The 15,764-nt window shown below is 64.0% G+C and carries 12 protein-coding genes and 1 tRNA gene; 9 read left to right on the forward strand and 4 right to left on the reverse strand.

Annotation, left to right across the window (positions count from 1 at the left end):
• Positions 1-2,522: 2,522 nt before the first annotated feature.
• Entirely contained in the window at positions 2,523-4,184 is a 1,662-nt protein-coding gene (locus ACVWY3_RS25240; protein ID WP_456843457.1) for a recombinase family protein, read from the forward strand.
• Here ACVWY3_RS25240 and ACVWY3_RS25245 read toward each other — a convergent pair.
• From ACVWY3_RS25245 to mnmA, 4 genes are all read right to left on the reverse strand, one after another.
• Positions 4,141-4,217, reverse strand: a tRNA-Met gene (locus ACVWY3_RS25245). The genes ACVWY3_RS25240 and ACVWY3_RS25245 overlap by 44 nt on opposite strands.
• A 272-nt stretch (positions 4,218-4,489) precedes the next feature.
• Complete coding sequence (locus ACVWY3_RS25250) at positions 4,490-4,849, reverse strand: hypothetical protein (RefSeq protein ID WP_456840880.1); 360 nt, start codon at positions 4,847-4,849, stop codon at positions 4,490-4,492.
• Between the two features lie 160 nt (positions 4,850-5,009).
• Positions 5,010-5,648, reverse strand: coding sequence for a class I SAM-dependent methyltransferase (locus tag ACVWY3_RS25255; protein WP_456840881.1), 639 nt, complete (start codon positions 5,646-5,648; stop codon positions 5,010-5,012).
• A gap of 21 nt (positions 5,649-5,669) precedes the next feature.
• Positions 5,670-6,851, reverse strand: coding sequence for a tRNA 2-thiouridine(34) synthase MnmA (gene mnmA, locus ACVWY3_RS25260; RefSeq protein ID WP_456840882.1), 1,182 nt, complete (start codon positions 6,849-6,851; stop codon positions 5,670-5,672).
• Between the two features lie 343 nt (positions 6,852-7,194).
• Here mnmA and ACVWY3_RS25265 point away from each other — a divergent pair, with 343 nt between their 5' ends.
• From ACVWY3_RS25265 to flbD, 8 genes are all read left to right on the forward strand, one after another.
• Entirely contained in the window at positions 7,195-8,811 is a 1,617-nt protein-coding gene (locus ACVWY3_RS25265) for a flagellar hook-length control protein FliK (protein WP_456840883.1), read from the forward strand.
• 13 nt (positions 8,812-8,824) lie between these two features.
• Complete coding sequence (locus ACVWY3_RS25270) at positions 8,825-9,532, forward strand: flagellar hook assembly protein FlgD (protein ID WP_456840884.1); 708 nt, start codon at positions 8,825-8,827, stop codon at positions 9,530-9,532.
• A gap of 398 nt (positions 9,533-9,930) precedes the next feature.
• Entirely contained in the window at positions 9,931-10,206 is a 276-nt protein-coding gene (gene sciP / locus ACVWY3_RS25275) for a CtrA inhibitor SciP (RefSeq protein WP_002714638.1), read from the forward strand.
• Positions 10,207-10,398: 192 nt separating this feature from the next.
• Complete coding sequence (fliF, locus tag ACVWY3_RS25280) at positions 10,399-12,015, forward strand: flagellar basal-body MS-ring/collar protein FliF (protein WP_456840885.1); 1,617 nt, start codon at positions 10,399-10,401, stop codon at positions 12,013-12,015.
• Positions 12,016-12,045: 30 nt separating this feature from the next.
• The gene (gene fliG, locus ACVWY3_RS25285) at positions 12,046-13,137 is read left to right on the forward strand and encodes a flagellar motor switch protein FliG (protein ID WP_456840886.1); all 1,092 of its coding nucleotides are present in this window, start codon (positions 12,046-12,048) and stop codon (positions 13,135-13,137) included.
• The gene (locus tag ACVWY3_RS25290; RefSeq protein WP_456840887.1) at positions 13,137-13,760 is read left to right on the forward strand and encodes a FliH/SctL family protein; all 624 of its coding nucleotides are present in this window, start codon (positions 13,137-13,139) and stop codon (positions 13,758-13,760) included. Before fliG ends, ACVWY3_RS25290 begins: the two co-directional genes overlap by 1 nt.
• Positions 13,761-13,763: 3 nt before the next feature.
• Entirely contained in the window at positions 13,764-14,114 is a 351-nt protein-coding gene (gene fliN, locus ACVWY3_RS25295) for a flagellar motor switch protein FliN (protein WP_456840888.1), read from the forward strand.
• 39 nt (positions 14,115-14,153) lie between these two features.
• Positions 14,154-15,539 (forward strand): sigma-54-dependent transcriptional regulator FlbD, encoded by a 1,386-nt coding sequence (gene flbD, locus ACVWY3_RS25300; RefSeq protein WP_456840889.1) that lies wholly within the window; start codon positions 14,154-14,156, stop codon positions 15,537-15,539.
• The last annotated feature ends 225 nt before the right edge of the window (positions 15,540-15,764 follow it).

Here is a 15,764-nt window from a genome sequence, read left to right on the forward strand (position 1 = left end):
TCCAGAGGGTTGGTGATGATTGATCGGAAGCAGTGCAATGCGGCGGCCGGCTCCGTTTGGTTGCGCTGGAGCAGACGCTGTCCCTGCTCGCCCTCATTGCTAATTGAACTTAGCACTCGGCGCTCGTCCCCCACGGGGCAGCGCTGTCCCTGCAACCCCGCTAACCGGCTGCAAGCAGCAGTGCGAACACGGCTCGGCGCCTCGGGGCATCATGAGGCACGATCCCTGCAGCATCCGCGGTGCAATGAGCTTAACGGAAGCGTAACTCGGCACATGGTGGTCCTTCAGCTCATGCGCTGTCCCTGCCACGCCCCCGTTAAACCCAACGATTGTTTATCGGGGCTGGCTTACCGAAAGCTGACAGACTGCGCAGCAATTTACATAATCAAAAGCGGCCCATGTGGCCGCTTGCCGCCGAGAGCAATATCGACGTTTACGCCGCGGATAGTAGCCACTCGGCATGTTTGCGATCAGCGGCAGCCGCGCCGGGCCTGCGCCGGATAGCGCGCAGCCAATCCACTGCACGTTTATGACTGATTGACCTCACGCCCCGGCTCGTGCCGGCACTTTGACCCGCAGGACTGGCCATTCGGATCGCCCATCAGTTGCTTTCGAACCCGAATACGTCGCGCCCGCTTACCGGGGCGCGCTCCACGCTGGGTTCTCGTACCGAAGACGATTGTGTCCGTTTCGTCAGAATGCGAATTGAGTCTAGTTTTGACGCTTACCGGCTAATGGGCCTGATGAGGCTTGGTAGCTGGCGAATTCGACAGCAGCGCGGATGTGACTCGGCGCCTATATCCACCCGGGGGGTGGACAAATGCGCTATCTCTGCCGCATCCGCTTCGCTCAGGTAGGGGCGAGATGACTCGGCCCCAGTGGAGGAAGGAAGGAAGGAGCTTTCCCTATCGTGCCGCTGGCTCAGTAGTTAACCCCGGGGGATCACAAGGTTAGGCACCCGGCCTTCCCGCGAGGCCCGTCGCCTAAGGGTCCGGTGGCACTTTAGCGATAGAGCGTCCTCGGTTGACCTACCAGCATTGGTGGTCATGCACAGCAATCGAGAAACTGCTGGTCAAACTTGAAGATATGCGCGTTTACTCCGCTGATCCCGGGCAGGTTGAACTTGCCGCTGCTCCGGTGGGTGCCCGGATGGACAGCTGATGACGGTGCCTCCTCAGCCTAGATTGCCCGCGGTGCTTCTCACCTAAGACAAGCAAGTGATGGGTTCTGGGATCTGACGCTGAGGTCGATCGTATATCGGTCATTCCGATGCGCACACGGCTGCCGTGAGCAATAGCACTACGTTGTAAACCGTCGAGAACATCGCGACAGTGGACCCGTCCTCCGCGGTGGCCGACGTGTTGAAGACGCATCAGAGCTCATCGGCACGATGAGACCCAATCCTCAATGCAAACGGGAGTAGGAATAGTCGCATCAAAGTCCCTTTGACAACAAGCTTGGTAGGTCGCCGCCTTTGGCCGTCACCGAGACGCATGTAAAGCAAAGGAGGACATCAATTGATCGGACCTTCGGGTCTCATCCTGCGGCTCGCCATTCCCGCCTCTCGTCGGTGCATCTTTCGCTCATGGACAAGGGTCCTGGGCCAGCGAAGGGCATCGATTCCATCAAAGGTCGGTACCTATGGTGCGCTTTGCTTGTTCGAACGCCTGTTTCATCGAGGAAGTTATCTGGTGGCGAAGGGCCACGAGGTAACTTCGTCAAACTTGAAGATTGTCTCTCGACGCCGGTGACGATTGTGTCAAGCGCGCTTACCGCGTGCGGTCGGTCCCTAGACCAAGATGCCGTTCGTAAGCTGTAACTGCGCCGAACAATATAGTTCCCGACGCGCTTAGCTCGTCAGTTCGGCGAGATTCTCAGGTAACACAAGAAGCTTCGGGTGCCGCGCACGCGGCGACGCGGGAGATATCGAGGGTCTTCAAAAAGAAGCGACTCCAAAGACTGAATTTCGTTCCGGTACCCGTTTTCACACAATATCCGGGCTCATAGGCCTGGCCCTAGTAGTCCGCCGATCGTTCCCCGACCCGGGAAGACCATTTCCGCTCGCCTGGATAGACCTGCTAGAGACATTTGAGCCATCGGGTCCAATCAGAGCGAACTGGTGGCGAAATCGATAGCTGGAACAGAGTCCCGTGACGGAGCCCGGAGTTTCCACCCTGGTATTCGCTAGATTGAGACGATATGCCCCTCCGAGCAGTATCAATTCGGCACAAGCAAGCCGTTCGCTCCTCTCTTTTTCATCGCTTAAGCACCCGATTGCACGACGAGCTCATAGCGGCCGTTGCACTTAGTTATCATCCGAGCAGGATGCTCGAGATGATCAGTGCCCACCACCACTTGTCGACTGGCGCCTGCGCAGGTGCGTGCACCTCGTTGAGCCTCGCGATCGCGTAGAGGCTCGATCGTGCGGGAAGCTGATCGCAAATTTTTCTTGCAGAGGAATCCAGACAAGGCGATCTTACGTCTCGCGCGAGTACTTGCTCGTGTGGCCGCGAGGGAAGATCATGAAAGAGAGCTCGCTAATCGAAGAGACGACAAGGAAAAGAGCGACAATCTATGCTCGATTCTCGACCGATCTGCAGAACGAGCGATCGATTGAGGATCAGCTTTCACTTTGTCAAAGCTATGCCGAGCGCGAAGGTTTAACTGTTGTCAGTATCCATGAAGATCGGGCTCGTTCAGGCGGGTCCGTCATGGGCCGTGAAGGCCTTCTGCGGATGTTGGACCAGGCGCGAGAGAGATCCTTCGACGTGGTAATCGTCGAAGCGCTCGATCGCCTGTCTCGCGACATGGAAGATCTCGCTGGCATTCATAAGCGGCTGTCATTTCTCGGGATCGAGATCCGGGCGGTCCACGAGGGAGTCGTTAACACCGTGCTGGTCGGCCTTCGCGGTTTGGTCGGACAACTCTATCGTGAGGACAATGCGCACAAAGTGCGTCGCGGCCAAGCGGGGCGGGTCAAGCAAGGTTTGGCTGGCGGCGGCCTGACGTACGGGTACGCCGCGGTCACCGGAAGAAGCGGCGAACGAGTGGTTGTCGAGACTGAGGCACAAGTGATCCGGCGCATATTTCAGGAATACGTGGACGGTCGTACGCCTCGGGAAATCGCGCATGATCTCAATAAGGAGAGGGTATCACCTCCGCGCGGGCGCGCCTGGAATGCCTCAACAATCAATGGCAATCATGAGAGGGGCGCCGGCATTCTGCTGAACGAACTTTATATGGGGCGCCTTATCTGGAACAAAGTCAGGATGGTGAAAGATCCCGACTCGGGAAAGCGCCTGTCACGACCGAATCCGAGGAGTGACTGGCAGATTGCTGAAGTGCCGCATCTTGCAATTGTCAGTCCAGAGTTGTTCACAGCTGCCCAGCAACGCAAAGGGGAGCGCAGCCACGGCCACCCCAGCCATCAACGTCGGCCCCGTCGGATGCTATCTGGCTTACTCCGTTGTGGTTCATGCGGCTCGGGTATGGCAACGAATGGACGGGACAAATCGGGGCGCGTTCGGATTCGCTGCTCGGCGGCCACCGAAAGTGGCACGTGTCCTGACGCCAAGACGTTCTATTTAGACACCGTCGAGAGTGCAGTCCTCAGCGGGCTAAAGGCCGAATTGCGCGCGCCGAAGGTTCTTTCGGAGTACGTGCACACATATCTAGAGGAGCGGAAGCGCCTCGCAGCTACATCAAACGCAAAACGGCAGCGCCTTGAGCAGCAACTTGGGCAATTAAACCGCGAGATCGACCGGCTGGTGGATGCGATCGCAAAAGGACATGGCGATCCGTCTGTTCTCGGACCGAGATCAACCGCACTGGATGCGGAACGAAAGCGGATATCCGAGGAGTTGCAGAGCGAACCGCTCGCCCCGAAGGAAGTCGCGCTACATCCGGCCATCCTCAAACGATACGAGGAGCAACTCGGTCGGCTTGAAGAATCACTAGCAAAAGGTGCCAGTGCGGGCGACGGAGAGGCCGCAGAAGCCATCAGAGACCTAGTCGAGACGGTCACTGTGTTCCGCGATCCAGCGCGCCCAGGTGGTGTAGCCGTGGAGATAGCAGGCCGGCTAAATGCCCTGCTCGGGGAAAAGGCCTATCCCAACCAAGTCAAAGGAGTGTGGGGAAAGGTGGTAGCGGGGGAGGGACTCGAACCCCCGACCCCAGGATTATGATTCCCGTGCTCTAACCAGCTGAGCTACCCCGCCACAGGGATCGCGGCGGCCAATGAGGCCGATCTCGCGAACGCGCGGCATATAAGGAAGGGGGCGGCGGGAAGTCAAGCAAGCTGGCGGCGATTGACGGGTGATTCACCCCGTTTTTCAAGCCGAAGTCACGCCGTTCGGGTCCGAACGCGCCCATTTCGTGCACCAGACTCGCGGAGAGCCACTCACCCGAAATCACGATCCGTGCGCAGTTGAGCCTCTCCCGCATCCGCCTTCGCCGGGACAAGCGCGGGCAGAGGCGAAGGAGAAGGAACCTATTTCGGCCTTACATTCGGGTCGCCGCCGGGGCTGCCGGGGGGCGGGATAACCGGGGTGTTGCCACCGGTTTCGGGCGCCGGGGCGTGCATCTCGGGGTCGACGCCCGCGGGCGGGCAGATCACGCCATCGGACTTCGCCAGTTTGTCGCCGAGCGGTTCCCGGGACTGGCCGGTGGTGGTGCCATCGGGCGCAGCGCGGTTCGGGCGGTCCTGGGGTGTGCAACCGGCCGCATGTTGCGGGGATGGCGGCGCGGTCTGTTGCGGCGGCGTCGCCGGGGCGGGCGGAGCCTGCGCGATCGCGCTGCCGGAGGCGGCGATCATGAGGCTGGCCAGGATGATGTTTGATGTCGTGCGCATGGGAAGGAAACGCGCGGGGCTCGCGGGGTGTTCCCAGCCGGAGTGCGATGTGATCCGGGTTTGCGAATGCCAGGATGAGCTTCGGTCGCCGCCACGCGCTCCGCTCACCTCTCCCGCTTGGCAAGCGAAAGGGGGGGTGGTGCACTGCCGCCGTTCGCGATTACGATTTGCGGTAGCGGATCAGCGAGAAATGGCCCATCGGCGGCATCGGCCTGCGCTCGGTGAGTGTGACGCCGCCGTGCCTGTCGGCCCAGCCTTCAAGGCGGGCCCACGGGAATTCCGGGCGCCAGCCGAGGCGACGGGCGAGCGGCGCGAAGGCGAGCTCGGAGAGTTTGCGCAGGCCCTTCTCGGCGCCGATGTGGTTGACGAGGATCAATTCGCCGCCGGGCTTGAGCACGCGCACGAACTCGTCGAGCGTGCCTTCGGGGTCGGGCACAGCGGTGATGACATATTGCGCGACCACTGCGTCGAACAAGTTTCCGGGGAAGGCGAGATTCTTCGCATCCATCACCGAGAGCACTTCGACGTTGGAGAGCCGCAAGCTTCGCACGCGCGCCTGCGCCTTGCGCAGCATGGGCTCGGAAATGTCGACGCCGCAGATCTTCGTGGTGCGCGCGTAATCCGACAGCGACAGACCGGTGCCGACGCCGACGTCGAGGATGCGGCCGCCGATGCGGTCAGCCTCCGCGATGGTCGATTGCCGGCCGGCGTCAAAAACCTTGCCGAACACGAGATCGTAGACCGGCGCCCAGCGGCCATAGGCCTTCTCGACCCCGGACCGCGAGATGTCTGCTGCCATGCCCCCTGCCCCGGAAAATTACTAGCCGCGGACGGCTTCCGCGAGTGGCCTCGCTGAACTCGCCGTCACCTTCGCGGCCGCGCTCTGGATAAAACCGCCGCCGAGCACGCGCGCCTGGCCGCTGGGCGCGTGGTAGAACACGCAGGCTTGTCCCGGCGAGACGCCCTCTTCGCCGGCGACGAGCTCGACCTCGTAATGACCGCCTCCGCCGCGCAGCCAGGCCGGCTGCGGCGAGCGGGTCGAGCGCACGCGGACGAACATCTCGAGGCCATTGCCGATGGCGCGGTCGATGTCGCCGCCGCCAATCCAGTTGACGTCGCGCAAGGAAATGCGATGCATCTTCAGCGCATCGCGCGGGCCGACGACGACGCGGCGGCCCGGGGCATCGAGCCGCACCACGAACAGCGGCGCGTGAGCCGCGATGCCGAGGCCGCGGCGCTGGCCGACGGTGAAATTGGCGATGCCGTTGTGCCGGCCGAGCACGCGTCCGTCGAGATCGACGATGTCGCCGGGGTCCATCGCGTTCGGGCGCAGGCGCGTGATGATATCGGTGTAGCGGCCCGTCGGCACGAAGCAGATGTCCTGGCTGTCGTGCTTGTCGGCGACAGCAAGGCCAAAGCGGCGCGCGAGCTCGCGCGTCTCGGGCTTGGTCATGTCGCCGAGCGGAAAGCGCAGGAAATCGAGCTGTTCCTGCGTGGTCGCGAACAGGAAGTAGCTCTGGTCGCGATCGCCGTCTGCGGCGCAGACCAGCGCGCGCGAGCCGTCGCCCTGACGGCGCGAGGCGACATAATGGCCGGTGGCGAGCGCCTGCGCGCCGAGCTCGCGTGCGGTCTTCAGCAGGTCGCGGAATTTAACGGAGCGGTTGCACTCAATGCACGGCACCGGCGTCTCGCCAAGCGCGTAAGAGTCGGCAAAGTTGTCGATGACGGATTCGCGGAAGCGATCCTCGTAGTCGAGCACGTAATGGGGAATGCCGAGCTTGGCAGCGACATCGCGGGCATCGTGGATGTCCTGGCCGGCGCAGCAGGCGCCCTTGCGATGGGTCGCCGCACCATGGTCGTAAAGCTGGAGCGTGATGCCGACGACGTCATAGCCCTCAGCCTTGAGCAGCGCAGCCGTCGTCGAGGAATCGACGCCGCCTGACATGGCAACGACGACCCTGGTATCCTCAGGACGGCCTTCGAGATCCAGACTGTTGAGCATGACTTTAAAGCTTGTGACGGCGGCGTTCGTCGATCCGCAATTTGCTTCTGACCGGAGCATCGGCGCTCCCGGGAACTTCGGTTCCCGAAGAGCACGGCTTGCCCGGTCGAAAGCGGCTGAGAGCTACCTCTTTAATATAGGCGCTATTCCGGTGAAGCAATCACGCCGGACGGCAGCCTAGGGCAATTCTTGCCGGGGCGGCAGAAATGGCGAGGCTGGATGGGGCCGCGGGCGCTGATGACGACTCAACAACGTATTGATTTTGCTATCTAAAATACATGCTGGGGACGCTGGCCCACTCCTTGCTACCTCCTATGCCGAAGATGTTTCCAAGGGGTCGCCTGTGGTCGGTCGGACGTCAGATGTAGCCGCCAGCGTGCAAGTTCCGAGCGCGCAGCAAAAGCCTGCCAAGTCGCAGGGCAGCAAAGATACCTCCGACTACTTCGGCTCGCTGGTCGACAGCAACACCCAGGCGATCAGCAACAACGCAGGCACGCAGGACACCGCGCCGCGCCGGACCGATTCCGCGACGTCATCCTCGTCCGCTTCCGACCGCAGTACGCGCGAGGCGTCATCGCCCGACCCCTCCTCGCGGAGCAAAGCGAGCGACGACACCGATCCGTCCACGAGCGCCAGCACGGACACAACGACCGATCCGGACAAGGGTCAGGACAAGGCCGGCAAGACCAAGGACAAGTCCGAGACCTCCGACGCCAAGCCGGCCGACAAATCCGACGAGACCAAGGCTGACAAGGCCGACTCCACCGACGGGCTTGCCGCCGCCGTCGATGCCGCGGCGGCCGCACAAAGCGACGCAACGCAGGCGGCCGTGCCCGATCCGAACGTCATGGTTGCCGCACCCGTCGTGCCGGTCGACCCCAACGCAGCCGCGAGCCGGACCAGCGATGCCACCGCCTCGCCACTGACGATCGCGGCCGCCGGCCTAGCCGCCAGCGCCTCCACCGCGGCGCAGATCGGGGGCACCAAGACCGATACCGCGACACCCGGTGACAAGAGCGCCAAGACGGCCGGCGCCAGGGTCGATGCCGACACCTTGGCAACGCTCGGGGATACGGCAGCCGCCACCACCGATGCCAACGCGGCCGACGCCAAGACCAGCGGCGGGCTGATCGCCGTCGCCGACCTCGGCACGCCCAAAACCTCGTTCAAGGCCGCCGCTACCGCGCAAGGCCAGACCGACGTCTCCAATATCGGCCAGGACTCCGGTAAGGCCAGCGCAAGCACGCAAGCGCCGGCGGCGGCAACGACCGCCAACGCCGCGCATGCGCAAGGCACCAAGCCGCAAGCCGATTCTGGCCCTCTCGACGCCAAGGCCGATGCGAAGGCCGGCGCCACCGAGGCGACGCCAGCCGCCACGACCACGCACGCCCATGCAGGCGCGCAAGCCGTCACGACGCAGACCGACACCAGCGCGCAGGCCGCCTCCGCCATCCAAGCGCCGGTGTCCAATACGACGTCGGCCGCGACCGCCTCGACCGCGACGCTCACCGCGACCGCGGCCACCAATACCGCCGTGGCGCTCAACGCCGTCCCGATCGAGATCGCCGCCGCCGCACGCGCCGGTAAGACGCGGTTCGACATCAGCCTCGATCCGGTCGAGCTCGGCCGCATCGACGTCCGCATCAATGTCGACCGCAACGGCCAGGTCACCTCGCATCTCACGGTCGAGAAGCCGGAGACGCTGGCGATGCTGAAGCAGGACGCGCCGCAATTGCAGCGCGCGCTGGACGATGCCGGCTTCAAGACCGGCAGCAACGGCCTCTCCTTCAGCCTGCGCGACCAGAATTCATCGGGCCAGAATTCCGGCAAGAACAACGACAATGGCGGCGACGCCCGCCGGCTGATCATCAGCGAGGACGAAAGCGTTGCCGCCGCGCCGGTCGGGCGCAGCTACGGCCGCATGCTCGGATCGAGCAGCGGCGTCGACATCAGAGTGTGAGGAGTATTCGACAATGACCACCACGAATGCCACCACCGCGCCTACGCCCGTCTCCGGGACGACGGATATCCCGAAATCCTCATCGAACTCGTCGCTGAGCTCGAGCACGGGCTCGACGCTCGCCGGCAACTTCCAGACCTTCTTGACGCTGCTGACGACGCAGCTCCAGAACCAAAACCCGCTCGATCCGCTCGACACTAACCAGTTCACTCAGCAACTGGTGCAGTTCGCCGGCGTCGAGCAGCAGCTCAAGACCAACGATTCGCTGTCCCAGCTCGTCACGTTGCAGCAGACCACGCAGGCGACCCAGGCGCTGGGCTTCGTCGGCAAGACGGCCCTGGTCGACGGCTCGACCGCGACCATGACGAAATCGTCAGCGACCTGGCACCTCAACGTGCCGACCGACTCCACCGTCAACATCACCATCGCCAATGCCAGCGGCCAGACCGTGTTCACCGGCAAATACACGGCGGCCGCCGGCACCGACATTCCCTTCACCTGGAACGGCCAGGGCAATGACGGCACGCAATGGCCCGACGGCAAGTACACGATCTCGGCCACCGGCAAGGACGTCGCGAACAACAATGTCGGCATCGCTGCGCAGGTCCAGGGCGTGGTGTCCTCCGTCGACCTGACCCAGTCGCCGCCCCTGCTGACGATCGACGGCGCCAGCTACACGCTGAGCCAGGTGAAGAGCATCATCGCGACCAGCAGCAATTGACGCCCACTACGGTCGCCGAACACGAGCTGTCATCCCCACGCCTGGTGCGCAATTGCGCACAGAGGCGGAATTTCATGACCCGAGGAAGTCGTTTTCGCATGCGGTCGTAACCCCCAAGTCTTCGCCAAACTACTCCCTGGGGTTATAGGTGCCGGGCTCGCGCGGAGCGCGCCACGTGATGACGGTAGAGAGCCTTGCGGCACTGCGCTCAGGCCTCTGTTTGTTAGTAAAGTATTTACCTTCTGCCCTGCCCGGCCCGGCGAAACCGCGTTTTCGGCCCCCCGGCTCCCGCAAGATTCAACGAGAATTGTATTGAAGCCTTAGGCTTAGCGGATTTTTAAGCCGCCCGGCGTAGGGTTACCGCGTGAGTTCAGTGGTTGAGAGTTTGTGAGTACGCCATGACAGAACCCCATCGCCCGAGGGTAAAATACGTCATCGGGCCGGACGGCAGTCCGCTGACGATCGCAGACCTGCCCGCGCCCGGCACCAAACGCTGGGTCATCCGCCGCAAGGCCGAAGTCGTCGCCGCTGTGCGTGGCGGACTTCTCTCGCTCGAGGAGGCCTGCAGCCGTTATACCCTGACGGTCGACGAATTCCTCTCCTGGCAGTTTTCCATCGACCAGCACGGTCTGGCGGGTCTTCGCACCACCCGCATCCAGCAATATCGCCAGTAAGCGATCCGGAAAACTGCGGCTTTTGAACAAAATCGGCCTCGCCCTGCGAGGCCGATTTTTTTCATGTTTCCTTTTGGCGCGACTTTTGTCCCACCTCTTAATCTTCGTTAACCATATCGAAACCATCACCTAGGCAATAATTGCCCAGTCGGCCGCTCTTGGAATGCGGGTCGAAGCTGTCGGGGCGGTTGCTTGCAAGGTCTTGCGGATTTCTTAAAAAGTATCGGTGCCGCCCGGTTCGGGGCGATGATCGCGGTCACCGCCGCGCTCATCGGCTTCTTCGCCTTCGTCATCATGCGCGTCACCACGCCGCAGATGACGACCCTGTTCACCGACCTCAGCGTCGAAGATTCCTCCAGCATCATCAAGGACCTGGAACGCCAGGGCATCCAGTTCGAGCTGCGCAATGAGGGCAGCATCATCATGGTGCCCAAGGACAAGGTCACGCGGCTGCGCATGAAGCTCGCCGAGGGCGGCCTGCCCAAGGGCGGCGGCGTCGGTTACGAGGTGTTCGACAAGTCGGACGCGCTCGGCACCACCTCCTTCGTCCAAAACATCAACCACCTGCGCGCCCTCGAAGGCGAGCTCGCCCGCACCATCCGCGCCATCGACCGCATCCAGGCCGCCCGCGTCCACCTCGTGCTGCCCGAGCGCCCGCTGTTTGCGCGCGAGGCGCCGGAGCCGTCGGCCTCGATCGTGGTCCGCGTCCGCGGCTCGCTGGAGGCGCAGCAGATCCGCGCCATCCGCCATCTCGTCGCTTCCGCCGTCAACGGGCTGAAGCCGCAGCGGGTCTCGATCGTCGACGAGGCCGGCCAGCTGCTCGCCGACGGCGCCGCGACCGACCCCGAGCAGGCGGTCGGCGATGAGCGCCGCATCGCCTTCGAGAAGCGGATGCGCAAGCAGGTCGAGGACATCGTCTCCTCCGTGGTCGGCTCGGGCCGCGCCCGCGTCCAGCTCTCGGCCGATTTCGATTTCAACAAGGTCACCCAGACCTCGGACAAGTTCGACCCCGAGGGCCGCGTGCTGCGCTCCAGCCAGACTCGCGAAGAGCAGAGCATGACCGCCGACAACAACGGCCAGGTCACCGTCAACAACGAGCTGCCCGGCAACCAGCAGAACAACGGCGTTGCGGCCAAGGACCAGAGCAAGAAGACGGAAGAGACCAACAATTACGAGATCTCCCGCACCACCAAGACCGAGGTGACGGAAGCGGGCCGGGTCAACCGCATCTCGGTCGCGGTGCTGGTCGACGGCATTTATTCCAAGAACGAGAAGGGCGAGCTGGCCTATCAGGACCGCACCAAGGAGCAGCTCGACCGCATCGCCGCGCTGGTGCGCTCGGCGATCGGCTTCGACCAGAAGCGCGGCGACCAGGTCGAGGTCGTCAACCTGCGCTTTGCGGATGCGCCCTCCACCGCCCCGATCGGCGAACCTGGCGGCTTCCTTGGCATGCTCCAGTTCACCAAGGACGACGTCATGTACTTCGTCGAGCTCGGTGTGATGATGCTGCTCGGCCTGGTCGTGCTGTTCATGGTGATCCGCCCGCTGGTGAAGCGTATCCTCGCCTCCGATGAGGTTGCCGCGGCCATCTCCGGCGTCCTCGCAGGTCCCGCCGCAAGCGACGAGGCCGCGCCTGCCGCCGGCGGCCAGCCGCTCCTGCCGGGCGGCGCCGCCAGCGCGATCGACGTCGCCACCATTCAGGGCCAGGTCCACGCCCAGTCCGTTCACCGCGTCGGCGAGCTCGCCGAGCGCAACCCCAACGAAACCGTCGCCATCATCCGCCAGTGGCTCACTGAGCCAGCCAAGTAATTAGCCAAGTGAATCAAGAAGTGATCTGACATGGCCGCCTCGCTGCAAAATGCCAACTCCAACGACATCACCAGCGTGATCTCCACGCTCGGCCAACGCGCCGGCAACCGTGCCGGCGGCAAGACCGAGGCGCTGTCCGGCCCGAAGCGCGCCGCGATCCTGATGCTGGCGCTCGGCGAGCAATATGGCGGCAAGATCTGGAGCCTGCTCGATGACGACGAGGTGCGCCAGCTCTCGCTGGAAATGTCCACCCTCGGCACCGTCGAGGTCGACACCGTCGAGGACATGCTGCTCGAATTCGTCTCGCGCATGTCGGCCTCGGGCGCGCTGATGGGCAATTTCGATGCGACCGAGCGCCTGCTGCAGCAGTACCTGCCGCCGGAGCGCGTCAACGGCATCATGGACGAGATCCGCGGCCCGGCCGGACGCAACATGTGGGAGAAGCTCTCCAACGTGCAGGAAGAGGTGCTCGCCAACTACCTCAAGAACGAATACCCGCAGACCATCGCCGTGGTGCTGTCGAAGCTGAAGTCGGAGCACGCCGCCCGCGTGCTCGGCATCCTCCCCGAGGAGCTCGCGCTCGACGTCGTCAACCGCATGCTGAAGATGGAAGCCGTGCAGAAGGAGGTGATCGAGAGCGTGGAGAAGACGCTGCGCACCGAATTCATGTCCAACCTGTCGCAGACCCGCCGCCGCGACGCTCACGAGGTGATGGCGGAAATCTTCAACAATTTCGACCGCCAGACCGAAACCCGCTTCATCACCTCGCTGGAAGAGGACAACCGCGAATCCGCCGAGCGCATCAAGGCACTGATGTTCACCTTCGACGACCTCGTGAAGCTCGATTCCGGCTCGGCCCAGACCCTTATGCGCAACGTCGACAAGGACAAGCTCGGCGTCGCGCTCAAGAGCGCCAACGAGGACGTCCGCAACTTCTTCTTCGGCAACATGTCCTCGCGCGCGGCCAAGATGCTCCAGGACGACATGGCGGCGATGGGTCCGGTTCGCCTGCGCGACGTCGACGAGGCGCAGGCGCTGCTGGTCAATCTCGCCAAGGACCTCGCCGCCAAGGGCGAGATCATGCTGACCAAGAACCGCGCTGACGACGAGCTGGTGTACTGATGGCCGCCCCGGCAAAATTCCTGTTCGATACCGACTTCGCGGCGCCCGAGCGCTCGCCGCGCGAGAAGGCCGCGAGCGCGGCCGAGATCGCCCAGAAGGTCGCCGAAGCCGAGGCGCGCGCCTATCAGGATGGCTTTGCCGCCGGCCAGCGCGAAGCCAAGGCCGAGAGCGATCGCCGCGTCGCCCTGGCCATGGAAGAGATCAACATCGGCATCCGGGGCGTCGCTGCCGGCCTCGGCAACATCGAAACCAGGATGGAAACCGAGGCGGTCGAGGTCGCGATTGCGGTGGCGCGCAAGCTGTGCGCCGACCTCGTCGCCGCCGAGCCGCTCGGCGAGATCATGGCGCTGGTCAAGGATTGCTTCTCGCACCTGGTCGCGACGCCGCATCTGGTCGTCCGCATCAACGATGCGCTCTACGACGCGGCCCGCGAGAAGATCGAGCGGCTCGCCAAGCAGAGCGGCTTCGAGGGCCGGCTGGTGATCCTGGCCGAACCTGAAATTGCCACCGGCGATTGCCGGATCGAATGGGCCGATGGCGGTGTCGTGCTGGAGCGCGGCGCCATCGCGGCCAAGATCGACGAAATGGTCGGACGCTATATCGCGTCCCGGAGGGGGAGCTAAGCCATGAGCGACACCGACGGACAGGTCCCGCTGCCCGATCTCAACGGCCCGCTGCCGCCGACCAGCGCGGACATCGGCTACAACGAGGACGAATATGCGGCGCGCGCAGCCGCGGACCTCGAAGCCGTGTTCGACGTGCCGGTGCAGGTCTCGGCCGTGCTCGGCCGCTCCAAGATGGATGTCGGCGAGCTGCTCAAGCTCGGGCCCGGCACCGTGCTCGAGCTCGACCGCCGCGTCGGCGAGGCCATCGACATCTACGTCAACAACAAGCTGGTTGCCCGCGGCGAAGTCGTCCTGGTCGAGGACAAGCTCGGCGTGACCATGACCGAAATCATCAAGACCGAGCGCACGTGATAACGCGCAATAGCGCGACCAGACGGACAGGAGACTGACATGCGGCTTCTCATCGTTGGCACATTGAAGGGCCAGCTCACCACCGCCACCAAGATCGCGATGGAGAACGGCGCCACCGTGACCCATGCCGAGGATCACGAGCAGGCGATGCGCGTGCTGCGCGGCGGCAAGGGCGCCGACCTCCTGCTGGTCGACGTCGCCCTCGACATCCGCGACCTCGTGATGCGGCTGGAAGCCGAGCACATCCACGCCCCGATCGTCGCCTGCGGCATCACCAACGATGCCCGCGCCGCGGTCGCCGCGATCCATGCCGGCGCCAAGGAATACATCCCGCTGCCGCCGGAGCCGGAGCTGATCGCCGCGGTGCTGGCCGCCGTCGCCAACGATTCCCGCGAGTTGGTCTATCGTGACGACGCCATGGCGCGCGTGATCAAGCTGGCGCAGCAGATCGCAGGCTCCGATGCCTCGGTGATGATTACCGGCGAATCCGGCACCGGCAAGGAAGTGCTGGCGCGCTACGTCCACACCCGCTCGGCGCGCGCCAAGCGCCCGTTCATCTCGATCAACTGCGCTGCGATCCCCGAGCATCTGCTGGAATCCGAGCTGTTCGGCCATGAGAAGGGGGCCTTCACCGGCGCGGTCGCCCGCCGTATCGGCAAGTTCGAGGAGGCGACCGGGGGCACCCTGCTGCTGGACGAAATCTCGGAGATGGACGTCCGCCTGCAATCCAAACTCTTGCGCGCCATCCAGGAGCGCGTGATCGACCGTGTCGGGGGCACCAAACCGGTGCCGGTGGACATCCGCATCATCGCGACCTCGAACCGCAACCTCGCCGAAGCCGTGCGCGAGGGCACGTTCCGCGAGGACCTGCTGTTCCGCCTCAACGTCGTGAACCTGAAGATCCCGCCGCTGCGCGAGCGTCCCGCCGACATCATGGAGCTCGCCCAGCACTTCGTGAAGAAATATGCCGAGGCCAACGGCGTGCCGATGCGCCCGATCTCGGCGGAGGCGCGCCGGGTGCTCTCCACCAACCGCTGGCAGGGCAACGTCCGCGAGCTCGAGAACACCATGCATCGCGCGGTGCTGATGGCGCAGGGCGACGAGATCGGCCCCGATGCGATCATCACCCCGGACGGCGATCGTCTCGACCTCGCCAAGACGCCCCCGGCCGTGGCGCACGCCACCATGGCCGCCGAGCAGGTGACGCGCGCGCTCGTGGGACGCACCGTCGCCGACGTCGAACGCGACCTGATCCTGGAGACGCTGAAGCACTGCCTCGGCAACCGCACCCACGCTGCCAACATCCTCGGCATCTCGATTCGCACCCTGCGAAACAAGCTGAATGAATACGCCGACGGCGGCATCCCGATCCCGCCGGCGGGCACGCCGGGTGAATATCCGCGGATGCCGATGGTGGGGGCGTAAAGCGCCCACGCTGGTTGAGCGATACGCATGCCCGGGCTGGTCCCGGGCATTTTCGTTTTCACCACACGCACTAGCGCCGGCTCCGTGATGCTAAGGGCGAAGCACGATGCAACGCATCGGGCGCGGCGCCTCGACGGATGCACGGCCACCGCGGCAGCCGGTGTCGTCCTTCGAGGCCGCTGAGAAGCACCTCAGGTGACGGATCAGAAGGCCTCGAACCGGACG

Source organism: Bradyrhizobium sp. USDA 4486 (assembly GCF_054057995.1).